Below are 19,160 nucleotides of genomic sequence, written 5' to 3' on the forward strand. Positions count from 1 at the left end.
TGGGCGCCGTCCGCCCCGTGGAGAACCCGCCCCGGGACAACCCTGAGAGCCCCGCGATCAAGGACCGCCAGCCGTCCGCGGCGGGTCCGCCCGATTAGCATCACCGCACATGTCTGAACGCACTTTCCACTGGGCCGTGATCGGCCCCGGCTCGATCGCCCATCGTTTCGCCGAGGCGGTCGCGCAGCTCGACGGCTGCCGCCTGCATGCGGTCTGCGGCCGCGACGCGCAACGCGCGTCCGCCTTCGCCGAACGCTGGTCAAGCCCCGGCGAGCCCGCGGTGCTCGCCCACACCGACCCCGCCGCGGTGATGAACGATCCCGCCGTCGACGGCGTCTACGTCGCGACGCCGCACGGCCAGCACTACGAGTACGTCCTGGCCGCGCTCCAGGCCGGGAAGGCCGTGCTCTGCGAGAAGTCGCTGGTGCCGAACCAGGAGATGGGCCGCCGCCTGGTGGCGGCCTCGCACACGCACCGAGCCTTCCTGATGGAGGCGGTGTGGACGCGCTTCCTGCCCCTGTACCAGGACCTCGCCGCCTGGCTGCGCGACGGCCGACTCGGCGCGCTGCGCGGCATGCAGTCGAGCTTCTGCTTCCCCGCGCCCTACGACCCCGGCAGCCGCATCTTCAGCCCCGCGCTGGCGGGCGGCGCGCTGCTGGACGTCGGCATCTACAACCTGACGTCGACGCGCTGGGTGCTGCAGTACGCGCTCGGCGAGGTGCCGCCGCTGGTGGACCTGGCGGTGAAAGCGCGGCTCGCGCCGACCGGCGTGGAGGCGGGACTCGCGGTGACGCTCGACTTCGGCGACGGGCTGACCTCGCAGTTCCAGTGCGCCATCGACACCTTCGCGCCGAACACGATGCACATCTTCGGCGAGTCCGGTGCGATCGTGCTGCCGGAGACCTTCTGGCAGGCCACGCGCGCCCAGTGGCTGCCGGCCCGCGGCACGTCCGAGACGATCGAACGCCCGTTCGAGATCAACGGTTTCGAGAACGAGATCCGCGAAACGATGCGCTGCGCGCGCGCCGGCGAGATCGAGAGCCCCGTGGTGCCGCATGCGGAGACGCTGGCGGTGCTGGGCTGGATGGACCGCATCCGCGCGCTGGCGGGCGTGAGATCGCCGTTCGACGACGCGTTCCCCACAAGCGCCTGAAGAGCGCCACAAGAAAGCGACGATGGAGACAAGACCCTCAGCATTCGACGACTCGATCCCGGTCCCGTTGCCGGACAGTCCGGCGCTCCGGATCGAGCGCGCGGCGCCCGACGACCTGCCGCGCATCGAGAACCTCATGCAGTTCTACAACTACGACCTCAGCGAATGGACGCCGGTGGCGTTCGCGCACGAGGGCCGGTACCAGCTGCGTCCCAAGGCACCGTACTGGGCCCAGGACGACGTGCATCCGTTCCTGATCTGGGTCGGCGACGAACTCGCCGGCTTCGCGGTCGTCGACGGCGAGTGCGAGCAGCCCGACTCGGATCACAACATGGGCTACTTCTTCCTCGCACGCGGCTACCGCGGGCACGGCCTGGCGGCGCGTGCGGCGGGCGAGGTGCTGGCCCGCTTCCCCGGCCGCTGGGAGGTCTACCACCTGATGGCCAACACGCCGGCCGTGCAGTTCTGGCCAGGTGTCATCCGCGGCCGGGCCGTCGGCGACATCACCCGCGAGATCCGCACCCTCCACGAGGACGAGTGCTGTCTCTATCGCTTCATGGTCGCGCTCCCTGCCGGCGCCTGAAACAGGAGAGGCGCCCGTGGGCGCCTCGTCGTTCAATGCGTGTCGCCTGCGCCGTTCAGCGCAGTACCGCCGCGCGAAGTCCGGTCGTCCCGGCGCTCGGCAGACGCTTGATCAGATGATTGAGCACCAGCGCGATCACGAGCAGCACCGTCAGCCCGAAGGCCCAGGTCACCCAGACCACCGGCACGAGCCAGCCGATCGCCGTGCCCGCCATCGGCGCGCCCGTGCCGGCCATCTCCAGCAGCCACTGCACCGCGGCCTGCACGGCCTCGAGCAGGCCGGTGTCGAGGAAGGGCTCGAGCCAGGCGGGGAACTTGAACTCCACCGCGCTCTTGCCGAGTTCGGCCGCGCGGCCGGTGGAGAGGGCCTCCACCGTCCAGCGCACCAGGCCCGCCGTGGCCCAGGCCAGGCCGCTCCAGAGCAGCGCGAACAGCCCGGTCACGGACCACAGGAAGGTCTTCATCGCTTGTCCTGCTCAGCTTGCACCACCAGCGGCATCAGTCGTCGCTGGAACCGGCGAAGCCGAAGATGCTCAGCAGGCTGGTGAACAGGTTGAACAGCGACACGAACAGGCTGACCGTGGCCATCACGTAGTTCCGCTCGCCGCCGTTCACGATCATGCTGGTGTGGAACAGGATCATGCCGGCCGACAGCAGCGCGACCACGCCCGAGACCACCACCGACAGCATCGGCAGCTGGAAGAACAGGTTGGCCAGCGACGCCAGGATCGCGATGATCATGCCGGCGAACAGGAAGCCGCCCATGAAGCTGAAGTCCTTCTTGGTCGCCAGCACGTAGGCCGACAGCACCAGGAAGGTCGCGCCGGTGGTGCCCATCGCCATGGCGATGATGCTGGCGCCGCCCGCCATCTTCAGGATGGCGCCCAGCAAGGGGCCCAGCGTGTAGCCCATGAAGCCGGTCAGCGCGAAGACCAGCGGCACCGAGGCGGCGCTGTTCTGCGTCTTGTGGATCGCGAACAGCAGGCCGAAGTAGCCGATCAGCGTGATGATCATGCCCGGCGCGGGCAGGTTGTACGCGACTGCGGCGGCCGCGACGGCGCCGCTGAACAGCAGCGTCATCGACAGCAGCGCATAGGTGTTGCGCAGCACGCGCGCCACGTCGGCGCGCTGGGTGAAGACCGAATCGCCGCCGTTCGCGGTGGCGGGCGTCCAGCTCTGGGGAGACGCCGGTTGTCGTTGGAAGTCGCTCATGAGAAGTTCTCCTGAAGCTGGGGAAGTCGTTGAAGCCGTTCAGGCCGCTTGCACCGAGCAAGCCGTCGAACGGGAAGCACGCTCGCGCGCGCATGAGGGGCTGACCTTAACGCCACCATCACATCGAATAAACCTGCTTAAAACTCATTTTGCTGCAGCAATTTCCGTTTCCAGTTCGTTCAGGTTGATCGGCGTACCGCGACGTTCCAGCAGCTTGGCCACCAGCGGGTGGTTCTGACCGCGGCGCGAGTAGATCGCATGGACGTCCTCGACCACCTCGGTCTGGCCCAGCAGGTGCAGGCCGGCCATCAGCGACAGGTCGTCGGCGCCCAGGCGGCTGACCGGGAACACGCCCAGGCCGCGGGCGGCGAAGACGCTCATCAGCGCGCTGTCCTCGAACTCGCCGACGATCTGCGGGCGGATGTGGTGCTGCTCGAACCAGCGCTCCAGGCCCGAGCGCAGCGAGGCGTGGCGGGTCGGCAGCAGCACCGGCAGCGTCTCGAGGACGTACGGGAAGCCCTTGTTCGGCGCGCGCTTGGCACGCTCGATCAGTTCGGCCGGGCCGTACCAGTCCACCGTGGTGCTCGCCAGCAACTGGCTGGTGATGCGCAGCGTCGGGTTGACCGGCGCGGGCTGGTCGGTGAGCACCAGGTCCAGGTGATGCAGCGCGAGTTCGCCGATCAACTGGTCGACCTCGCCCTCATGGCACACCAGGCGCAACTGCGGGGTGTCCAGCACCGGCGCGAGCAGCGCGTGCGCGGCCAGCTTCGACAAGCCGTCCGACAGGCCCACCGACAGGCGCTGAACGCGCTGCGTGGCGGCCTCATGGACCTCGTTCGGCACCATCTGACCGATCTGGAAGATCTCCTCGGCTCTGGCGAAGGCGGCCTGGCCGGCCTCCGTCAGCACCAGGCCGCGGCCTTCCGGCTTGAGCAGCTGATGGCCCAGCGACCGCTCCAGCTCCCGCACCTGCGCGCTGATCGTCTGCACGGCCATGCCCAGGCGGTCGGCCGCCCGGGCGAAGCCGCCCTCCTTGGCGACGACCCAGAAGTAGTGGAGGTGACGGTAGTTGAGGGTGGACATGGCGGGGCCTCCGAGAAAAACGAACCTGGATGATAACGAGCTTCGCTTAAACGGAAGTTAAGACGAGCCAAGCGAAGGTTTTTCCGACAGCGCTTCGACCCGATCAGGTGGAGTCCATGCCCCTGGCGGTTCACCTCAGCGCGCGGTTGACGCGCATATCTTCACGCATTCTTCACGTCGTACTTCGTTTCTTGTGCGGACTGCGGTTCGGAAAAGCAGAACGCGCCGAAGGCCTCCCGGCCTCGGCGCGTTCAAAGAGTCCCGAAGGAATCGTCGGATCGGTGTCGTCAGATGGCGGCGAGACCCGCCTTCAGGTCGTCCCGCAGGTCTTCGATGTCCTCGATGCCGGCGGAGATCCGGACCAGCGAATCGGTGATGCCGAGACGGTTGCGCGTCTCGACCGGGATCGATGCATGCGTCATCAGCGCGGGCAGCGAGATCAGGCTCTCGACGCCGCCCAGGCTTTCCGCGAGCGAGAAGATCTGCACCCGCTCCAGGAAGCGGCGCGCGCCGGCCAGGTCGGTGTCGAGCTGCACGCTGATCATCCCGCCGCCGCCACGCATCTGGCGCTTGGCCAGCGCGAGCTGCGGATGGCTCTCCAGACCCGGGTAGTACACGCGGCGCACCTTGGGCTGGGCTTCCAGCCAGCCGGCGAGTTCCAGCGCGCTCTCGTTGTGGCGCGCCATGCGCAGCGCCAGCGTCTTCAGCCCGCGCAGCGCGAGGAAGCTGTCGAACGGGCCGGCGACCGAGCCGACGGCGTTGTGCAGGAACTCGAGCTGCTCGCGCAGCGCCGCCTGGCGCTGCTCGCCGCCGACCACCACCACGCCCGAGATCACGTCGCTGTGACCGTTCAGGTACTTGGTGGCCGAGTGCATCACGGCGTCGAAGCCCAGCTCCAGCGGACGTTGCGACCAGGGGCTGGCGAAGGTGTTGTCGGCGATGGCCAGCGCGCCGTGCTCGCGCGCGATCTTCGCGACGGCGGCCAGGTCGGTCAGCGTCAGCAGCGGGTTGCTGGGCGTCTCGATCCAGATCATCTTGGTCTCGGGACGCAGCGCGGCGCGGACGTTCTCCGGCTTGCTGCTGTCGACGTAGGTGACCTGCAGGCCGGCGCTGCGCTTGCGCACGCGCTCGAACAGGCGGTAGCTGCCGCCGTAGAGGTCGTCGCCGGCGACGATGTGCGAGCCGGCGTCCAGCGTGTCCAGGATCGTGGCCATCGCGGCCAGGCCCGACGAGAAGGCGTAGCCCTGCACGCCGCCTTCCAGGCTGGCGATCGCGCGCTCATAGGCCTGGCGGGTCGGGTTGTGCGTGCGGCCGTACTCGTAACCCTGGTGCACGCCGGGGCTCTGCTGGCGGTAGGTCGAGGTCGCGTAGATCGGCGGCATCACCGCACCGGTCGTCGGATCGGGGTGCTGGCCGCCGTGGATGGCGCGGGTGTCGAAGCGCAGGTCGGCGCCGTGCAAAGGCGCGTGGCCCTGGTTGTCTTTGTCGTTGTGGCTCATGACAAGCCCTTTCGCAGGTGGTTCAAGAGATCGAAACGGGTGACGAGACCGTGGAAGGCGTGATCGTCGGCGATCACGGCCACCAGGCCCTTGCGCAGCTGCGCGATCAGGTCGGACAGCGGCGCGCCGGGAGGCAGGGTCTGCACATCATGACTCATCGCGCTGTCCACGCTGTCCTTGAAGTGGCGCGCGTCCATGTGCATCTGGGCGAGCAGGTCGGACTCGTCGAGCAGGCCGACGAGCTTGCCGTTCTTCAGCACCGGCAGCTGCGAGACCTCGGCCTGGCGCATGCGCGAGAAAGCGGTGGCCAGCGTGTCCTCGGGGCTGACGCTGATGACGGCGCCGTCCTCGGGCAGGCGCGCGATCAGGTCGCGCAGGTCGCCCTTGGTGGCGCGCTTGAGCAGGCCCTGGTCGAACATCCACGGGTCGTTGTAGACCTTGGACAGGTAGCGGGTGCCGGTGTCGCAGACCAGCGTGACGACGCGCTTGGGCGTGGTCTGCGCGCGGCAGTACTTCAGCGCCGCGGCCAGCAGCGTGCCGGTCGAGGAGCCGGCCAGGATGCCTTCGGCGCGGTACAGGTCGCGCGCGGTGGCGAAGCTTTCCTCGTCGGTGATCGAGTAGGCGTGGCGCACGCCGCTCAGGTCGGCGATCGGCGGGATGAAGTCCTCGCCGATGCCTTCGACGGCCCAGGAGCCGGCCTCGCCGAAGCTGCCGGTCTCGATGAAGTCCTTGAGGATGGAGCCGGCCGGATCGGCCAGGACCACGTCCAGTCCCGGGCGCACCTTGGCGAAGAAGCGCGACAGGCCGGTGATCGTGCCGCCGGAGCCGACGCCGCAGACCAGCGCGTCGATGCGGTGGCCGACCTGCTGCCAGATCTCCGGACCGGTGGTGGTCTCGTGGGCGAGTGGGTTGTTGGGGTTGTTGAACTGGTCGGCGTACCAGGCGCCGGGGATGTCCTGGACCAGGCGCGCGGCACGGTCCTGGTAGTAGTCGGGATGGCCCTTGCCCACGTCGGAGCGCGTGATGTGGACCTCGGCGCCCAGCGCCTTGAGCTGCAGCACCTTCTCGGCGGACATCTTGTCCGGCACGACCAGCACGACGCGGTAGCCCTTCGCCCGCGCGACCAGCGCGAGCCCGAGACCGGTGTTGCCGGCGGTCGCCTCGACGACGGTGCCGCCGGGCGGCAGCAGGCCGTCGCGCTCGGCGGCCTCGATCATCGACAGGCCGATGCGGTCCTTGATCGAGCCGCCGGGGTTCTGCGATTCGAGCTTCAGGAACAGCTGGCAGGGGCCGGTGTCGAGCCGGTGCACGGGGACCAGCGGCGTGTTGCCGATCAGGTCCAGCACGGCGGGCCGTTCAGGCGGCTGCTGCAGCGGGGTGGAAGAGGTCTCCTTGGCACTCATGGGCGCTCCTTGTGATCCTGGTGGGATGGTCGGGCGACGCGTCCGGCGGGGGTGGTGCCAGGCGCGGGCAAACCGCGTAGGTTATCCGCTGGAAGCGATGGCCTCCAAGCGCGGTTGTCGCAGCAGCTTATCCGCGGATGGCATGAGCGGCCAGGGTCGTCATGGCGGGACGGCTGCGACGAGGCGATCACCGATCACTTCAGGGCGATCAAGGCAGCACCGACGCGCCGAGTTCCGGGAACACCTTGCCGACCTTGCCCATCAGGTAGTCGCCGTAGGTGCCGGCGAAGACGTGGACGTTGCTGGCGTCCCAGCGCGACGCGCTGTCGTCCTCGGCGGGCGGCAGGCCGGCGATCGGCTGGACGCGGCTGGTGAAGGACGGATCGAGGAAGAGCGGCACCGACAGCCGGTCGCGCGTGCCGCGGTTGAGCTTCACCCGGTGCGGCGTGCTGCGGTAGAGCCCGGCGGTCATGCGGTCCAGCATGTCGCCGATGTTGCAGACGAAGGTGCCGGGCATCGGCGGCGCGGCGATCCAGCCGCGACGGCCGTGGACCTCCAGGCCGCCGCTGTCGTCCTGGTAGAGCAGCGTGAGCAGGCCGTAATCGGTGTGCTCGCCGACACCCCAGGGCGCGTCGACGGCGGGGTCGGCCGGTACCACGGGGTAGTTGAAGAGCCGCAGCAGCACCAGCGGATCGGCGGTGAGGTGCGACAGGAAGTAGTGGGCCGGCAGATCCAGGCTGAGCGCGATGCCGCCCAGCACGCGCTGGCCGACGGCGGTCACGGCGTCGAGGTACTCGAGCACCGTGTCCCTCAATCCCGGCACGTCGGGCCAGAGGTTGGCGCCGTGCAGCGGCGTGCCGGCGAGCACGCGCGGATCCTGCGGCGGCAGTTCGGCGCCGAGGTACAGCCCTTCCTTCCAGTCCGGCCGGCCCGAGGTCAGCTCGCCGCCGGCGCTGAAGTAGCCGCGCCAGGCGCGACCGCCGTCGGCCATCGGCCAGCGGCGCTTCTCCGGCTCGGGCCACGCGAAGAACTCGCGGGACAGCCGGTCGAGCCGTTCGATCAGCGCCGGATCGACGCCGTGGTGACTCACATAGAAAAAGCCGTGCGCGCGGCAGGCCTCGCCGATCTGGAGGGCCGCGCGATGACCACCCGGCGAGGCCGGATCACTACTCGCCGGGTCGTGCAGGCCCGAGATGTCGATGACGGGCACGCGGTCGTGGAGGAGGGTCATGGACCGAGCATGCCGCAAGCGCGACTCCGAGTCGATGAAGGGGATGGGGAGGGGACGTGCGAAAGCCGCGCATGCATATGCCCATCCGTTCGTTCCGCGTGAAGGCCTCGGTTCCTAAGCTGATGTCCATCGCGAACCACCGCTCAACCGATTCCCAAAAAGGACACCGACGCCATGACCCTGACCGTGACCCGCCGCGCCCTGCTCGTGATCGCCACCTCGGCTGCCATGCTGGGCATGGCCCATGCGGACCAGCTGGACGACATCAGGAAGAAGGGCGAGCTCGTGGTGGGCGTGCTCGGCACCGACGAGCCCAACAGCTTCATCGATCCGAAGACGCGTGAGATCGTCGGCTACGAGGTCGATCTGGCGAAGGCGGTCGCGCAGAAGCTCGGCGTGAAGCTGCGCCTGAAGCAGCTGGCGGTCGCCGCGCGCATCCCCGAGCTGCAGCAGGGCCATGTGGACGTGCTGGCTGCGAGCCTGACGCACAACAAGGAACGCGAGGCGGTGATCGACTTCTCGCTGACCACCTTCGTCACCGGCCAGAAGGTGCTGGTCAAGAAGGACAGCGGCATCAAGGCGCTGAACCAGCTGGCCGGCAAGAAGGTCGTGACCATCAAGGGCGGCACGCAGGAACCCAACGTCCGCAAGGCCGTGCCGTCGGTCGACGTCGTCACCTTCGACACCGGACCGCAGGCCTTCCAGGCGCTGCAGCAGGGCAAGGGCGTGGCGTTCGTCAACGACGAGGTGTCGCTGCTCGACCAGTACGCCAAGCTCGGCCCGACGGCGTCGCAGTACGAGATCCTGTCGGCCAACCTCAGCGTCGAACCGCTGGCGCTGGGCCTGCGCAAGGGCGAAACCAAGTTGAAGGCGCAGGTGGACGGCGCGCTGCGCGAGCTCGAGGCCAACGGCACCGCCGAGCAGCTGTTCAACAAGTGGTACGGACCGGCTACGCGTCTGAAGTTCCAGACGCGCAGTTTCAAGATCGATAGCGACCAAGTGGAGGGCTGAGCACGACCCAGATGAACTGATCTACCTTGTCATCCGATGCGAGCACGCCCCGGCCTAGGCCGGGGCGTTGTTTATTGCGGGAAGCGTCGATTCCATGCCTCATCTCGATTTCTCGGTGCTGCTGCAAGGGCAGTTCCTCGACTGGCTGCTGGCCGGCGTGCGGCTGTCGCTGACGCTGACGGTGCTCGCGCTGGTGATCGCGCTGCCGCTCGGCACGCTGATCGCGCTCGCCCGCCTGGCGCCGTTCCCGCCGCTGCGCGCGCTGGCCTGGACCTACGTCGAAGCCGTGCGCAACGTGCCGCTGCTGGCGCACATGCTGTTCTGGTATTTCGCAGTGCCGGAGCTGCTGCCCGACGGCGTGAAGGCGTGGCTCTACGCCGGCAACGTCGAGGCCGCGGCGGCGCTCGCCGCGCTGGTGGTCTACACGGCGGCCTTCATGGCCGAGGACGTGCGCTCCGGGCTGCGATCGGTGCCGCCGGGACAATGGGAAGCCGCGAAATCGATGGGCCTGCGCTTCGCCGGCTCGGTGCGATGGGTCGTGCTGCCGCAGGCGCTGCGGGCGACGGTGCCGCCCTTGATCTCGCAGACCTTGAATCTCTGGAAGAACACCAGCATCGCGACGGTCGTCGGCGCCGCCGAGCTGATGTACCAGGCGCAGCGCGTGGAGTCCGCGACCTTCCGCGGCTTCGAGACCTTCGCGATGGCGACGGCGACCTACCTAGGCGTGTCGATGCTGATCACCGGCGCGGGCGTCCTGTACCAGCGGCGCTATCCGGTGCGGCCGGCCGGCCATTGAGGCGATCGTGATGACCTGGAGCACGAGGAGCGCATCGCGATGAGCATCGCCGAGATGATCGACACCTACTGGCTCTACGTGCTGGTGGGGCAGTACCCGAACGGACCGCTCGGCGGACTGGCGCTGACGGTGGTGTTGGCGGCGCTGGGGCTGCTGCTCGCGCTGCCGCTGGGCGTGCTGCTCGGCGTCGCTCGCGTGAGCCGCCGCGCCTGGCTGCGCTGGCCGGTGACCGCGCTGGTCTACGTCGTGCGCGGCACGCCGCTGCTGATGGTGGTGTTCTGGGCGTATTTCTTCCTGCCGGCGGTGACCGGTCACAAGACGGACCAGTTCAACACGATGCTGGCGGCGCTGGTGATCTTCGACGCCGCCTACCTGGCCGAGATCGTGCGCGCCGGTCTGCAGTCGTTGCCCTCGGGTCAGCGCCTGGCCGCGGAGGCGCTGGGCATGTCGCGGGGCCAGTCCTTGCGGCTGGTGCTGCTGCCGCAGGCGCTGCGCCACATGCTGCCCTCGCTGGTCAACCAGTTCGCGTCGACGATCAAGGAGACTTCGCTCGGCACGATCATCGGGCTGTCGGAACTGTCCTTCATCGCCGGCCAGGTCAACGCGCAGGTGCTGGTGCAGCCGGTGGCGGTGTACGGGATGCTGGCCGGGTGCTACTTCGTGATGTGCTTCGGGCTGTCGCGGCTCGCGCACGCGGTCGAGCGGAGAAGCAGCCGACAGCGCGCAACACCTGTCACCGCGCCCTCGGCGATCGATCGGTTCCACGCATTCATGCGAGGGGGACTACGGAATCCAGTGAGCGCGCTGGCAAGGAGCACAAGAACCAGTCAGTGACGGGAGAGGGTGCTGGGATCAAGCTAGCGGCTCCGAAATCGAATGCGTGTTCTGCCCTTTGACCAGGGACCTATCGCTGCATGCCCCACCGCGTGACCGTCGCCTTCTCGATGGTGCTGAAGACGAGGCGCTCGACGAGCCAGCCGATCAGGATGACCAAGGCCAAACCTGCGAAGACCCGATCGGTCTGCAGTTCGTTGCGGTTCTGGAAGATGTACCAGCCCAGACCGCCCTGGCCCGAGGACGCGCCGAAGAACAGTTCGGCGGCGATCAGGGTCCGCCATGCGAAGGCCCAGCCCACGCGCAGGCCTGACAAGATCGACGGCAGCGCCGCCGGCAGCAGGATCTGCGCGACGTAGCGCGGTCCCGTGAGTCCGTAGTTGCGACCCGCCATGCGCAGCGTCTCCGGCACGGACGAGAAACCCGCAGACGCGGCCAAGGCCAGCGGCCACAGCACCGCGTGCACGAGCACGAAGATCAGGCTCCCCGAACCCAGGCCGAACCACAGCAGCGCCAGCGGCAGCAAGGCGATCGCCGGCAACGGGTTGAACATCGCCGTCAGGCTGGACAGCAAGTCCCGACCCCAGCGCGACGAGGTCGCCAGCGCGGTCAGCCCGAGCGCCAGTACCACACCCAGCGCGTAGCCCTGCAACAGCAGCTTCAGCGAGATCCCCGCCCGCACCAGCAGTTCGCCACCGTACAAGCCTTCCCACAGCGCCCGCGCCGCGGAGACGAACGAGGGGAACAGCAGATCGTTGTCCGCCGCGCGCGCAGCGATTTCCCAGAGCATGGCCAGCAGCGCCAGCAAGGCGGCCTGGCGCCAAGCGCTCGAATCCAGCGCGCGGCGCCACAGCGGAATCGACGTCGCCTGCACAGGCACGTAATCGGCGAGCGCTTCCTCACGCTCCGCGCGCAGGGGCGGATCGAGCGGCCGCTGCGTCGGCAGCACGGTGACGGTCATCGATGAATCCTCAGTTCAGGGCCACTGCGGCAGAGGCAGCCGCCGCGGTGGCTTCGGCCGCAGCCGTCGACTCCGCGATCGGCTCATCGCCGAAGAGCAGATGCTCGATGCGTTGCGCCTGCGCGGCACGCTGCGCCGGTGTCAGGCCTTGCGCGTTCAGCTCGGCGCGCACCCGTCCCGGATGCGGCGACAGCACCAGCACGCGATGCCCCACGATCAGCGCTTCCTCGATCGAATGGGTCACGAAGAGCAGCGTGAAGCGCTCCTGCTCCCACAGCGCGAGCAGCTCGTCCTGCATCCGCCGGCGCGTCAGCGCATCGAGCGCCGCGAACGGCTCGTCCATCAGCAGCACGCGCGGCTTCATCGCCAGCGCGCGCGCGATCGCGACGCGCTGCTTCATCCCGCCGGACAGCTGATGCGGATACGCCGATGCGAAGTCGCTCAGCCCCACGCGGGACAGCCAATCGCGCGCACGATCCAGCGCCTGCTTGCGCGACGCAGTCCCGGACGCGACCAGCGGGAACGCGACGTTCTCCAGCACCGTCTTCCACGGCGGCAGCTGGTCGAATTCCTGGAACACCGCGATGCGGTCCGGCCCCGGTCCGTTCACCGGCTTGCCGTCGACGAGGATGCGTCCTTCCGCCGGCGTGACGAAACCGCCGACCGCCTTCAGCAGCGAGGACTTCCCGCAACCCGACGCGCCGAGCAGCACGAAGCGTTCCGACGGCAGCACGTCGAATCCGACGCGGTGCGTCGCGCGGACCACGCCGCGATCGCTCTTGTAGTCGAGGCTGACGCCATCGACCCGCAAGCGCGCCTGGCGCTCCTGCGGGAGCGAACCTGCCACGCCGTCGCACGCCTCGCAGGCGGGCACCGAGTCGAGCTGCTCCAGCACCGCGCTCATGCTCAGCTGCCGGCCGCGTTGTGCGGATCGTCGAAGAAGTAATCCTTCGCCGACGCCGGCTTGTTCCTGATCGCGCCGATGCGATGCATGAATGTCGCCAGCGCGAAGGTGTTCTGCGGCGTGATCTTGAACTGCACTTCCGGGTTCTTGATCACCTTCAGCAGCAGCTCCTTGGGCACCTTGGAGTTCTCGTTCTTGATGTAGATGTCGGCCGAGCGTTCCGGGTTCTTCGAGATGAAGTCCGCCGCCTCGGCCAGCGCGCCGATGAAGGCCTTGTAGGTCTTCGGGTTGTCGCGCCGGAACTTCTCCGTCGTGTACAGCACCGTCGCCGACGCAGGACCGCCCAGCACCTCGTAGCTGTTCAGCACGATGTGGACGTTGGGGTTGCCCGCCAGGCCCTGCTCCTGGAACGGCGGGTTGCCGAAGTGCGCGTTGATCTCGGTGCCGCCCTTGATCAATGCCGCAGTCGCCTCCGGGTGCGGCAACGCGACCTGCAACCGGTCCAGCTTGTTGAACTGCGCGTCGCCCCAGCGCTTGGCCGAGGCCAGCTGCAGGATGCGCGACTGCACCGACACACCCACGGCGGGCAATGCGATGCGGTCCTTGTCGCCGAAGTCGTCAATGGTCTTGACCGCGGGGTTGCTGCTGGTCAGGTAGTACGGGAAGTTGCCCAGCGACGCGATGCCGCGCACGTTCTGCTTGCCCTGCGTCTTGTCCCACAGCGTCAGCAGCGGACCGACGCCCGCGCCGGCGATGTCGATGCTGCCGGACAGCAGCGCCTCGTTGATCGCCGGGCCGCCGGAGAGCTGCACCCGTTCGACCTGGATGTCGACGCCTGCGGCCTTGCCGTGCTTCTCGATCAGCTGCTGGTCCTGCGCGACGTTCAGCAGCAGGTAGACGATGCCGAACTGCTCGGCGATGCGGATCTTGCCTTCCGCGTGCGCGGAGAGCGTCGACAGCGACAGCCCGGCCGCCAGCGCGCCCATGAGCAGGGATTTCAGGAGAGCGGGGCGGTGGGGTTTCATGCGGGAAGGTCGCCTTCGATGGTGGTGCGGTAGAGGTGTCGGCGCAGGTGATCGGGGCAGCCGGTGGCGAGATGCAGCAGCGAGCGGTTGTCCCAGAACACGAGGTCGTGCGGCAGCCACTGGTGGCGGTAGACGATGCTCTTGCGGCTGCTGTGCTCGAAGAGCTGTTCCAGCAGGTCGCGGCTTTCGTCCTCGGGCACGTCGAGCACGCGCGTCGTGAAGTGCTCGCTGACGAAGAGCGCGCGGCGGCCCGTCTCCGGATGCGTGCGCACGATCGGCTGCGACGCGGGCTTCACTTCGGCGATCTGCTCCGGTGTGAGCTTCGGGCGCCACGGGTTGCGCGCGCGCAGCTCCTCGTACTTCGCAAGGTAGCTGTGCTCGGCGCGCTTGCCGGCGATCGCCGTCTTCAGCGCCAGCGGCAGGCCGTCGTAGGCGTGGTGCTGGTTGGCGAAGAGCGTGTCGCCGCCTTCGGAGGGCAGCTCCTGCGCATGCAGCAGCGAGCCCAGGCTCGGACGTTCCTTGTACGAGAGGTCCGAGTGCCAGTACTGCCCCGCGTCGCCCAGTCCGACCGGCTGGCCCTGCGCATCGCGCACGTTGGATACCTGCAGGATCTCCGGGTGGCCGGCCAGCTGGAAGTTGCGCAGCACGTGGATCTGCAGCGGTCCCCAGCGACGGCTGAACGCGATGTGCTGCGCCGGCGTGATGCGCTGGTCGCGGAACACCAGCACGTGGTGATCCAGGTGCGCGCGATGCAGACGGGCGAAGTCGGCCTCGTTCAGCGGACGCGTCAGGTCCAGCCCCACGACCTCGGCCCCGAGCGGCTCATCGAAGGCATTGATCTCGAAGTGCTGCGACGGCGCATCGGCAAAGGCCGCGGTCGCGGGGACCGGAACAGCATTGGGGAGGGGCGGGGCGAGGGCTGTCATGGTCGCCGACTCTAGGCATCGGCCCGCCTCACCGGAACGAAGCGGACGGCATGTCCTAGCGCAGAAACCGAATAACGACCCCGCTCAACCCCTGTTGATCCAAGGATCGCCCGGGTGGGCGAGGACGGTGCAAGCCCTGGCTGCCAGGCGCCGTCGCGCGGAATACCCCGTTTGCAATTGGTTTACATCTGCATGCGTATAGTGATGCACTTCCCCGAAGCAAGTAGGGATAACAACCAGAGGAGCAAGAGCCCCGTGAAACAAGTCATCTGCGTCAAATGGGGAACCGCGTACGGCCCTGAGTACGTCAACCGCCTGTACGGCATGCTGCGTCGGCACATCACCGGCGAGTTCCGCCTGGTCTGCCTGACCGACAACGCGGAAGGCCTGCGCCCCGAAGTCGATGCCTACGACCTGCCGGAGCTCGGCTGCGAATGGCCCAAGAAGTCGCTGGGCAAGTGGCGCAAGCTGGTGATGTGGAGTGCCGACATGGGCGAGAAGACCGGCCTGTCGGGCCCGGTGCTGTTCGTCGACCTGGACTCGGTGATCGTCGACAACGTCGACGGCTACTTCACGCACGGCCATCCGGACGACGTGATCCTGGCCCGCAACTGGGCCAAGCCGATGCAGCGCCTGGGTCAGACCTCGGTGTTCCGCTTCCCGGTGGGCAAGTACCCGCACATCATCGAGAACTTCCGCGCCAACCCGCAGGCGGTCGCCGACAAGCACGGCTTCGAGCAGCACTGGGTGACCGCGTCGGTGCCGGGCGGCATCAAGTTCTGGCCGCACCTGTGGACGCGGCATTTCCGCCTGCACTGCCTGCCGGCGTTCCCGCTGCGCTATTTCAAGCCGGCGCGCCTGCCCTCGGGCGCGCGCATCGTGACCTTCCCGGGCGGTCCGAATCCGGCGGATGTGCTGCTGGGTCGCTGGAACACGCAGGACCCGCCGCACGAGAAGCCGTGGGATCACTTCCGCGCCGCGTTCGCCGGCGGTGTGAAGCACCGGTGGCGCCACCTGCGCAGCTTTGTGCTGCCGCCGCCGTGGGTGGCTCAGCATTGGGTTGAATGACCGGTTGACTGCCGAGTCTGCGTTAGTGCGGCGCGCCGGGAGGCGCAGCCGGCTTCGCCAGATCCTGGATCACTTCCAGCGCCGTCTTCACCTTGAACGGCTTGAGCATGATCCGCCGCACATCGAGCTCCTTGTAGAGCTGCGCGGTGGACAGATCGCAGGCCTCCGCGGTCAATGCGACCGGCGTGCCCGCCGCGCAGCGCAGCGCGCCGGCGCGCACGCTCTGCAGCAGCGCCAGCGCATCCAGCCCCTGGCCGATGTCCAGCAGCAGGCCGTCCATCGGCTGGCTCTCCAGCAGCCGGTGGGCCGCCTCGAGGCTGCTGGCCTCATGGACTTCCGCGATCTGCAGTTGCCGCGCCACCATGGCGACGGTGCGCCGGAACAGCGAGTGCGGATCGACCAGCAGCAGGTGTCGTTGTGTTCCCGGCATCACTGGCCCTCCTCGACGGTCTGTCCCACCAGCTCCGAGACCGCGAGGTCACGCAGACTCATCAGGATGGCGAGGTCGGTCGCGTCCAGCGCGCGTCGTCGCCGGTCGATCAGGCACAAGGTGCCGATGCGCACGCCCGGACGCACCTCCAGCGGCGCGCCCGCATAGAAGCGGATCTTCGGATCGCCCAGCACCATGGGGTTGTCCGCGAAGCGGGATCCTGCGTCGCGTCCTCCACCACCATCACCTCGGAAACGTGGATCGCATGGCCGCAGAAGCTGCTCTTGCGGTCGGTCTCGCACACCGCCAGGCCGAAGCGGGCCTTGAACCACTGACGGTTGTCGTCGACCAGGCTGATCAGCGCGATCGGCACGCCGAATTCCTCGGCGGCGAACTCGACGATGCGATCGAAACGTTCCTCGGGCGGCGTGTCCAGGATCAGCAGCTCGCGCAGCACCTGGAGCCGGTCGGCTTCGTTGTCGGGAATCGGGGCATTCATCATGGAGGCGGTTCCTCGCTCTTCCGATGTTGTTCTCTCCCTGCGCGGCCGGTACGGCCGTCGCGCCTTCGAGGCACCAGACTATCCGAGTTGTCCACAGGGCGCCACCCGGGTCGCCCTTGAGGGGGAACGACGGGGACGAGGGCCGGAGCACCCGGTTGCCCAGGCGCCAGTCCTTGCCTGACCGGGCATATGACGGGCCCGCAGCAGCTTGCGCCCATTGCGCATTGGCGATGCGAGGCTTCGCGATCCAGACTCCGTTCCACGGGGCGCGCCCATGTCGCCCCCGCCGGCGGCGGCAGTACGGCCGCCGGGAAGGCATGGTGAGAGCCCAGGTCGCGACCGGGGGCCGCCCTCGGGGTCTTGGGGGAGGCGCTTCCGGCGGTGTCCGATCGCGGTCCTGGCGCTTTTCATCTGTCCTGGCCTTCTGCCTTGTTTGCATATGCGTTATGCGAAATAAGCAAATGCCCAAACAATCGTTCCTGGAATAAGGACTGTTTGGCAAGCTTCGCAGCCCGACCTTCAACGTCGCCGGCCCACGCCTGCTTGCCCTGTCCGCCATGACCCAGAACCACGCCCACCAGAACACCCGCTCCCTGTTCTCCGCTTCGCGCCGCCAGGCGCTGATGCTGGCCGCGGCGGTGCCGCTGCTGGGTTCGTCGATGCTGGCCAGCGCAGCCGACCAGCCGACGACGCTGCTGAACGTCTCCTATGACGTGGCGCGCGAGCTCTACAAGCAGGTCAATCCGGCGTTCGTCGCCTCGTACAAGGCCAAGACCGGCCAGACGATCACGGTGAACCAGTCGCACGGCGGTTCGTCCAAGCAGATCGGTTCGGTGATCGGCGGCCTGGAGGCCGACGTGGTCACGATGAACCAGGCGACCGACGTCGACACCCTCGCCGAGAAGGGCCTGACCGGCGCCGACTGGCGCAGCAAGTTCCCGAACGCCGCCGCGCCCTACAGCTCGACGATGCTGTTCCTGGTCCGCAAGGGCAACCCGAAGGGCATCAAGGACTGGGCCGACCTGGCGCGTCCCGGCATCTCGGTGATCATCCCCAACCCCAAGGTGACCGGCAACGGCCGCTACGGCTACCTGGCCGCGTGGGGCAGCGTCATCGCCAAGGGCGGCACCGACGCGCAGGCCAAGGACTTCGTCGCCAAGGTGCTGGCCAACGTGCCGGTGCTGGACGGCGGCGGCCGCGGTGCGACGACCACGTTCACGCAACGCGGCATCGGCGACGTGCTGCTGACCTTCGAATCGGAAGCTGAACTCATCGAGAACGAATTCGGCAAGGGCAACTTCGAAGTCGTCGCGCCCAGCATCTCGATCGAAGCCGACGCGCCGGTCGCGGTGGTCGACAAGGTCGCCGCCAAGCGCGGTTCCGCCGCGCTGGCCAAGGCCTACCTCGACTTCCTGTGGACGCCGGAAGGCCAGGAAATCATCGCGCAGAACAACTTCCGTCCGCGCGACGCCGCCATCTTCAAGAAGCATGAGAAGCGCTATGCGCCGATCAAGCTGTTCACCGTCGACCAGACGCTGGGCGGCTGGGCCAAGGTCGGCAAGACGCACTTCGCCGACGGCGGCACCTACGACCAGATCATGGCCGCGCGCCGCTGATCGTCCGTTCACTCTCCTGATCCCCGAGCTCCCGACCCGACGATGAACACCGCCGTGCTCCCCGCGACGCAGGCCGCCCCCGCGCCCGCCCGCAAGCGACGCCGCGTGCTGCCCGGCTTCGCACCGACGCTGGGCTTCACGCTCTTCTATCTCTCGCTGCTGGTGCTGATCCCGCTGTGCGCGGTCTTCCTGAAATCCGCCGGCCACGGCGCCGAGGCCTTCTGGGCCGCGGCGACCTCGCCGCGCGTGCTGGCCTCGTACCGGCTGAGCTTCGGCGCGGCGCTGCTGGGCGCGTTCATCAACGTGATCTTCGGCTTCATCCTGGCCTGGTCGCTGGTGCGCTACGACTTCTGGGGCAAGAAGCTGGTGGACGCGCTGATCGACCTGCCCTTCGCGCTGCCGACCGCCGTCGCCGGCATCGCGCTGACGGCGCTTTACGCGCCCAACGGCTGGATGGGCAAGTGGCTGGAGCCGCTGGGCATCAAGGTCGCCTTCACGCCGCTGGGCGTGCTGATCGCGCTGATCTTCATCGGCCTGCCCTTCGTGGTGCGGACGGTGCAGCCGGTGCTCGAGGACCTGGACACGGAGCTCGAGGAAGCCGCCGCCTCGCTGGGCGCGCATCGCTGGCAGGCCTTCCGCCTGGTGGTGCTGCCCATGCTCACGCCGGCGCTGCTGACCGGCTTCGCGCTGGCCTTCGCGCGCGCGGTCGGCGAGTACGGCTCGGTCATCTTCATCGCCGGCAACATGCCGATGGTCAGCGAGATCACCCCGCTGATGATCATCACCAAGCTCGAGCAGTACGACTACGTCGGCGCCACCGCGATCGCGGTGGTGATGCTGGTGTTCTCGTTCCTGCTGCTGCTGGGCATCAACGGACTGCAGGCCTGGAGCCTGCGTCGCAACGGACTGGACGGGAAGCGCTGA

21 protein-coding genes are annotated in these 19,160 nt (G+C 68.2%); 8 read left to right on the forward strand and 13 right to left on the reverse strand.

The window, feature by feature from the left end; genetic code table 11:
* Positions 1–109 precede the first annotated feature (109 nt).
* Positions 110–1,153 (forward strand): Gfo/Idh/MocA family protein, encoded by a 1,044-nt coding sequence (locus tag ACQ859_RS02130; RefSeq protein WP_431264410.1) that lies wholly within the window; start codon positions 110–112, stop codon positions 1,151–1,153.
* 22 nt (positions 1,154–1,175) lie between these two features.
* Entirely contained in the window at positions 1,176–1,736 is a 561-nt protein-coding gene (locus ACQ859_RS02135) for a GNAT family N-acetyltransferase (RefSeq protein ID WP_431264411.1), read from the forward strand.
* Positions 1,737–1,791: 55 nt separating this feature from the next.
* Here the strand turns inward: ACQ859_RS02135 and ACQ859_RS02140 are convergent, their stop codons facing one another.
* From ACQ859_RS02140 to ACQ859_RS02165, 6 genes are all read right to left on the reverse strand, one after another.
* The gene (locus ACQ859_RS02140; RefSeq protein WP_431264412.1) at positions 1,792–2,199 is read right to left on the reverse strand and encodes a hypothetical protein; all 408 of its coding nucleotides are present in this window, start codon (positions 2,197–2,199) and stop codon (positions 1,792–1,794) included.
* A gap of 34 nt (positions 2,200–2,233) precedes the next feature.
* Positions 2,234–2,947: a Bax inhibitor-1/YccA family protein gene (locus ACQ859_RS02145; RefSeq protein ID WP_431264413.1), complete on the reverse strand. Its 714-nt coding sequence runs from the start codon at positions 2,945–2,947 to the stop codon at positions 2,234–2,236.
* Between the two features lie 144 nt (positions 2,948–3,091).
* Positions 3,092–4,030 (reverse strand): LysR family transcriptional regulator, encoded by a 939-nt coding sequence (locus ACQ859_RS02150; protein ID WP_431264414.1) that lies wholly within the window; start codon positions 4,028–4,030, stop codon positions 3,092–3,094.
* A gap of 287 nt (positions 4,031–4,317) precedes the next feature.
* Positions 4,318–5,529 carry a trans-sulfuration enzyme family protein gene (locus ACQ859_RS02155; protein WP_431264415.1) on the reverse strand — a complete coding sequence of 404 codons (1,212 nt, stop codon included), beginning with the start codon at positions 5,527–5,529 and terminating at the stop codon, positions 4,318–4,320.
* Positions 5,526–6,932, reverse strand: a complete 1,407-nt coding sequence (locus tag ACQ859_RS02160) for a pyridoxal-phosphate dependent enzyme (protein WP_431264416.1) — start codon at positions 6,930–6,932, stop codon at positions 5,526–5,528. Before ACQ859_RS02160 ends, ACQ859_RS02155 begins: the two co-directional genes overlap by 4 nt.
* A gap of 208 nt (positions 6,933–7,140) precedes the next feature.
* Positions 7,141–8,163 (reverse strand): isopenicillin N synthase family dioxygenase, encoded by a 1,023-nt coding sequence (locus ACQ859_RS02165; RefSeq protein ID WP_431264417.1) that lies wholly within the window; start codon positions 8,161–8,163, stop codon positions 7,141–7,143.
* 174 nt (positions 8,164–8,337) lie between these two features.
* Here ACQ859_RS02165 and ACQ859_RS02170 point away from each other — a divergent pair, with 174 nt between their 5' ends.
* The 3 genes from ACQ859_RS02170 (at position 8,338) to ACQ859_RS02180 (ending at position 10,804) form a co-directional block, all read left to right on the forward strand.
* Positions 8,338–9,174 carry an ABC transporter substrate-binding protein gene (locus tag ACQ859_RS02170; RefSeq protein WP_431264418.1) on the forward strand — a complete coding sequence of 279 codons (837 nt, stop codon included), beginning with the start codon at positions 8,338–8,340 and terminating at the stop codon, positions 9,172–9,174.
* A gap of 94 nt (positions 9,175–9,268) precedes the next feature.
* Complete coding sequence (locus ACQ859_RS02175; protein WP_431259948.1) at positions 9,269–9,970, forward strand: amino acid ABC transporter permease; 702 nt, start codon at positions 9,269–9,271, stop codon at positions 9,968–9,970.
* 39 nt (positions 9,971–10,009) lie between these two features.
* Positions 10,010–10,804 (forward strand): amino acid ABC transporter permease, encoded by a 795-nt coding sequence (locus tag ACQ859_RS02180; RefSeq protein WP_431264419.1) that lies wholly within the window; start codon positions 10,010–10,012, stop codon positions 10,802–10,804.
* Positions 10,805–10,874: 70 nt separating this feature from the next.
* Here the strand turns inward: ACQ859_RS02180 and ACQ859_RS02185 are convergent, their stop codons facing one another.
* From ACQ859_RS02185 to ACQ859_RS02200, 4 genes are read right to left on the reverse strand one after another with little or no spacing between them, the layout of a single operon-like run.
* Entirely contained in the window at positions 10,875–11,765 is an 891-nt protein-coding gene (locus ACQ859_RS02185) for an ABC transporter permease (RefSeq protein WP_431264420.1), read from the reverse strand.
* A 10-nt stretch (positions 11,766–11,775) separates the two neighbouring features.
* Positions 11,776–12,669 (reverse strand): ABC transporter ATP-binding protein, encoded by an 894-nt coding sequence (locus tag ACQ859_RS02190; RefSeq protein ID WP_431264421.1) that lies wholly within the window; start codon positions 12,667–12,669, stop codon positions 11,776–11,778.
* Positions 12,670–12,671: 2 nt separating this feature from the next.
* Positions 12,672–13,655 (reverse strand): ABC transporter substrate-binding protein, encoded by a 984-nt coding sequence (locus ACQ859_RS02195; RefSeq protein ID WP_431264422.1) that lies wholly within the window; start codon positions 13,653–13,655, stop codon positions 12,672–12,674.
* A 35-nt stretch (positions 13,656–13,690) separates the two neighbouring features.
* The gene (locus ACQ859_RS02200; protein ID WP_431264423.1) at positions 13,691–14,620 is read right to left on the reverse strand and encodes a TauD/TfdA dioxygenase family protein; all 930 of its coding nucleotides are present in this window, start codon (positions 14,618–14,620) and stop codon (positions 13,691–13,693) included.
* A gap of 255 nt (positions 14,621–14,875) precedes the next feature.
* Between ACQ859_RS02200 and ACQ859_RS02205 the strand changes: the two genes are divergently transcribed.
* On the forward strand, positions 14,876–15,688 hold the full coding sequence (locus ACQ859_RS02205) for a glycosyl transferase (protein WP_431264424.1): 813 nt from the start codon (positions 14,876–14,878) through the stop codon (positions 15,686–15,688).
* A 22-nt stretch (positions 15,689–15,710) separates the two neighbouring features.
* On the opposite strand, the gene ACQ859_RS02210 is transcribed toward ACQ859_RS02205, so the two are convergent.
* The 3 genes from ACQ859_RS02210 to ACQ859_RS02220 are packed head-to-tail and all read right to left on the reverse strand — an operon-like array spanning position 15,711 to position 16,620.
* On the reverse strand, positions 15,711–16,118 hold the full coding sequence (locus ACQ859_RS02210) for a response regulator (RefSeq protein ID WP_431264425.1): 408 nt from the start codon (positions 16,116–16,118) through the stop codon (positions 15,711–15,713).
* Complete coding sequence (locus tag ACQ859_RS02215; RefSeq protein WP_431264426.1) at positions 16,118–16,252, reverse strand: hypothetical protein; 135 nt, start codon at positions 16,250–16,252, stop codon at positions 16,118–16,120. The genes ACQ859_RS02210 and ACQ859_RS02215 overlap by 1 nt, the downstream gene beginning before the upstream one ends.
* Positions 16,228–16,620 carry a GAF domain-containing protein gene (locus ACQ859_RS02220; protein ID WP_431264427.1) on the reverse strand — a complete coding sequence of 131 codons (393 nt, stop codon included), beginning with the start codon at positions 16,618–16,620 and terminating at the stop codon, positions 16,228–16,230. The genes ACQ859_RS02215 and ACQ859_RS02220 overlap by 25 nt, the downstream gene beginning before the upstream one ends.
* A gap of 623 nt (positions 16,621–17,243) precedes the next feature.
* Between ACQ859_RS02220 and ACQ859_RS02225 the strand changes: the two genes are divergently transcribed.
* Positions 17,244–18,236 carry a sulfate ABC transporter substrate-binding protein gene (locus tag ACQ859_RS02225; RefSeq protein ID WP_431266441.1) on the forward strand — a complete coding sequence of 331 codons (993 nt, stop codon included), beginning with the start codon at positions 17,244–17,246 and terminating at the stop codon, positions 18,234–18,236.
* A gap of 42 nt (positions 18,237–18,278) precedes the next feature.
* The gene (cysT, locus tag ACQ859_RS02230; protein ID WP_431259940.1) at positions 18,279–19,160 is read left to right on the forward strand and encodes a sulfate ABC transporter permease subunit CysT; all 882 of its coding nucleotides are present in this window, start codon (positions 18,279–18,281) and stop codon (positions 19,158–19,160) included.

This window comes from Roseateles chitinivorans (assembly GCF_050632235.1).
Taxonomy (GTDB): Bacteria; Pseudomonadota; Gammaproteobacteria; order Burkholderiales; family Burkholderiaceae_C; genus Roseateles; species Roseateles chitinivorans_A.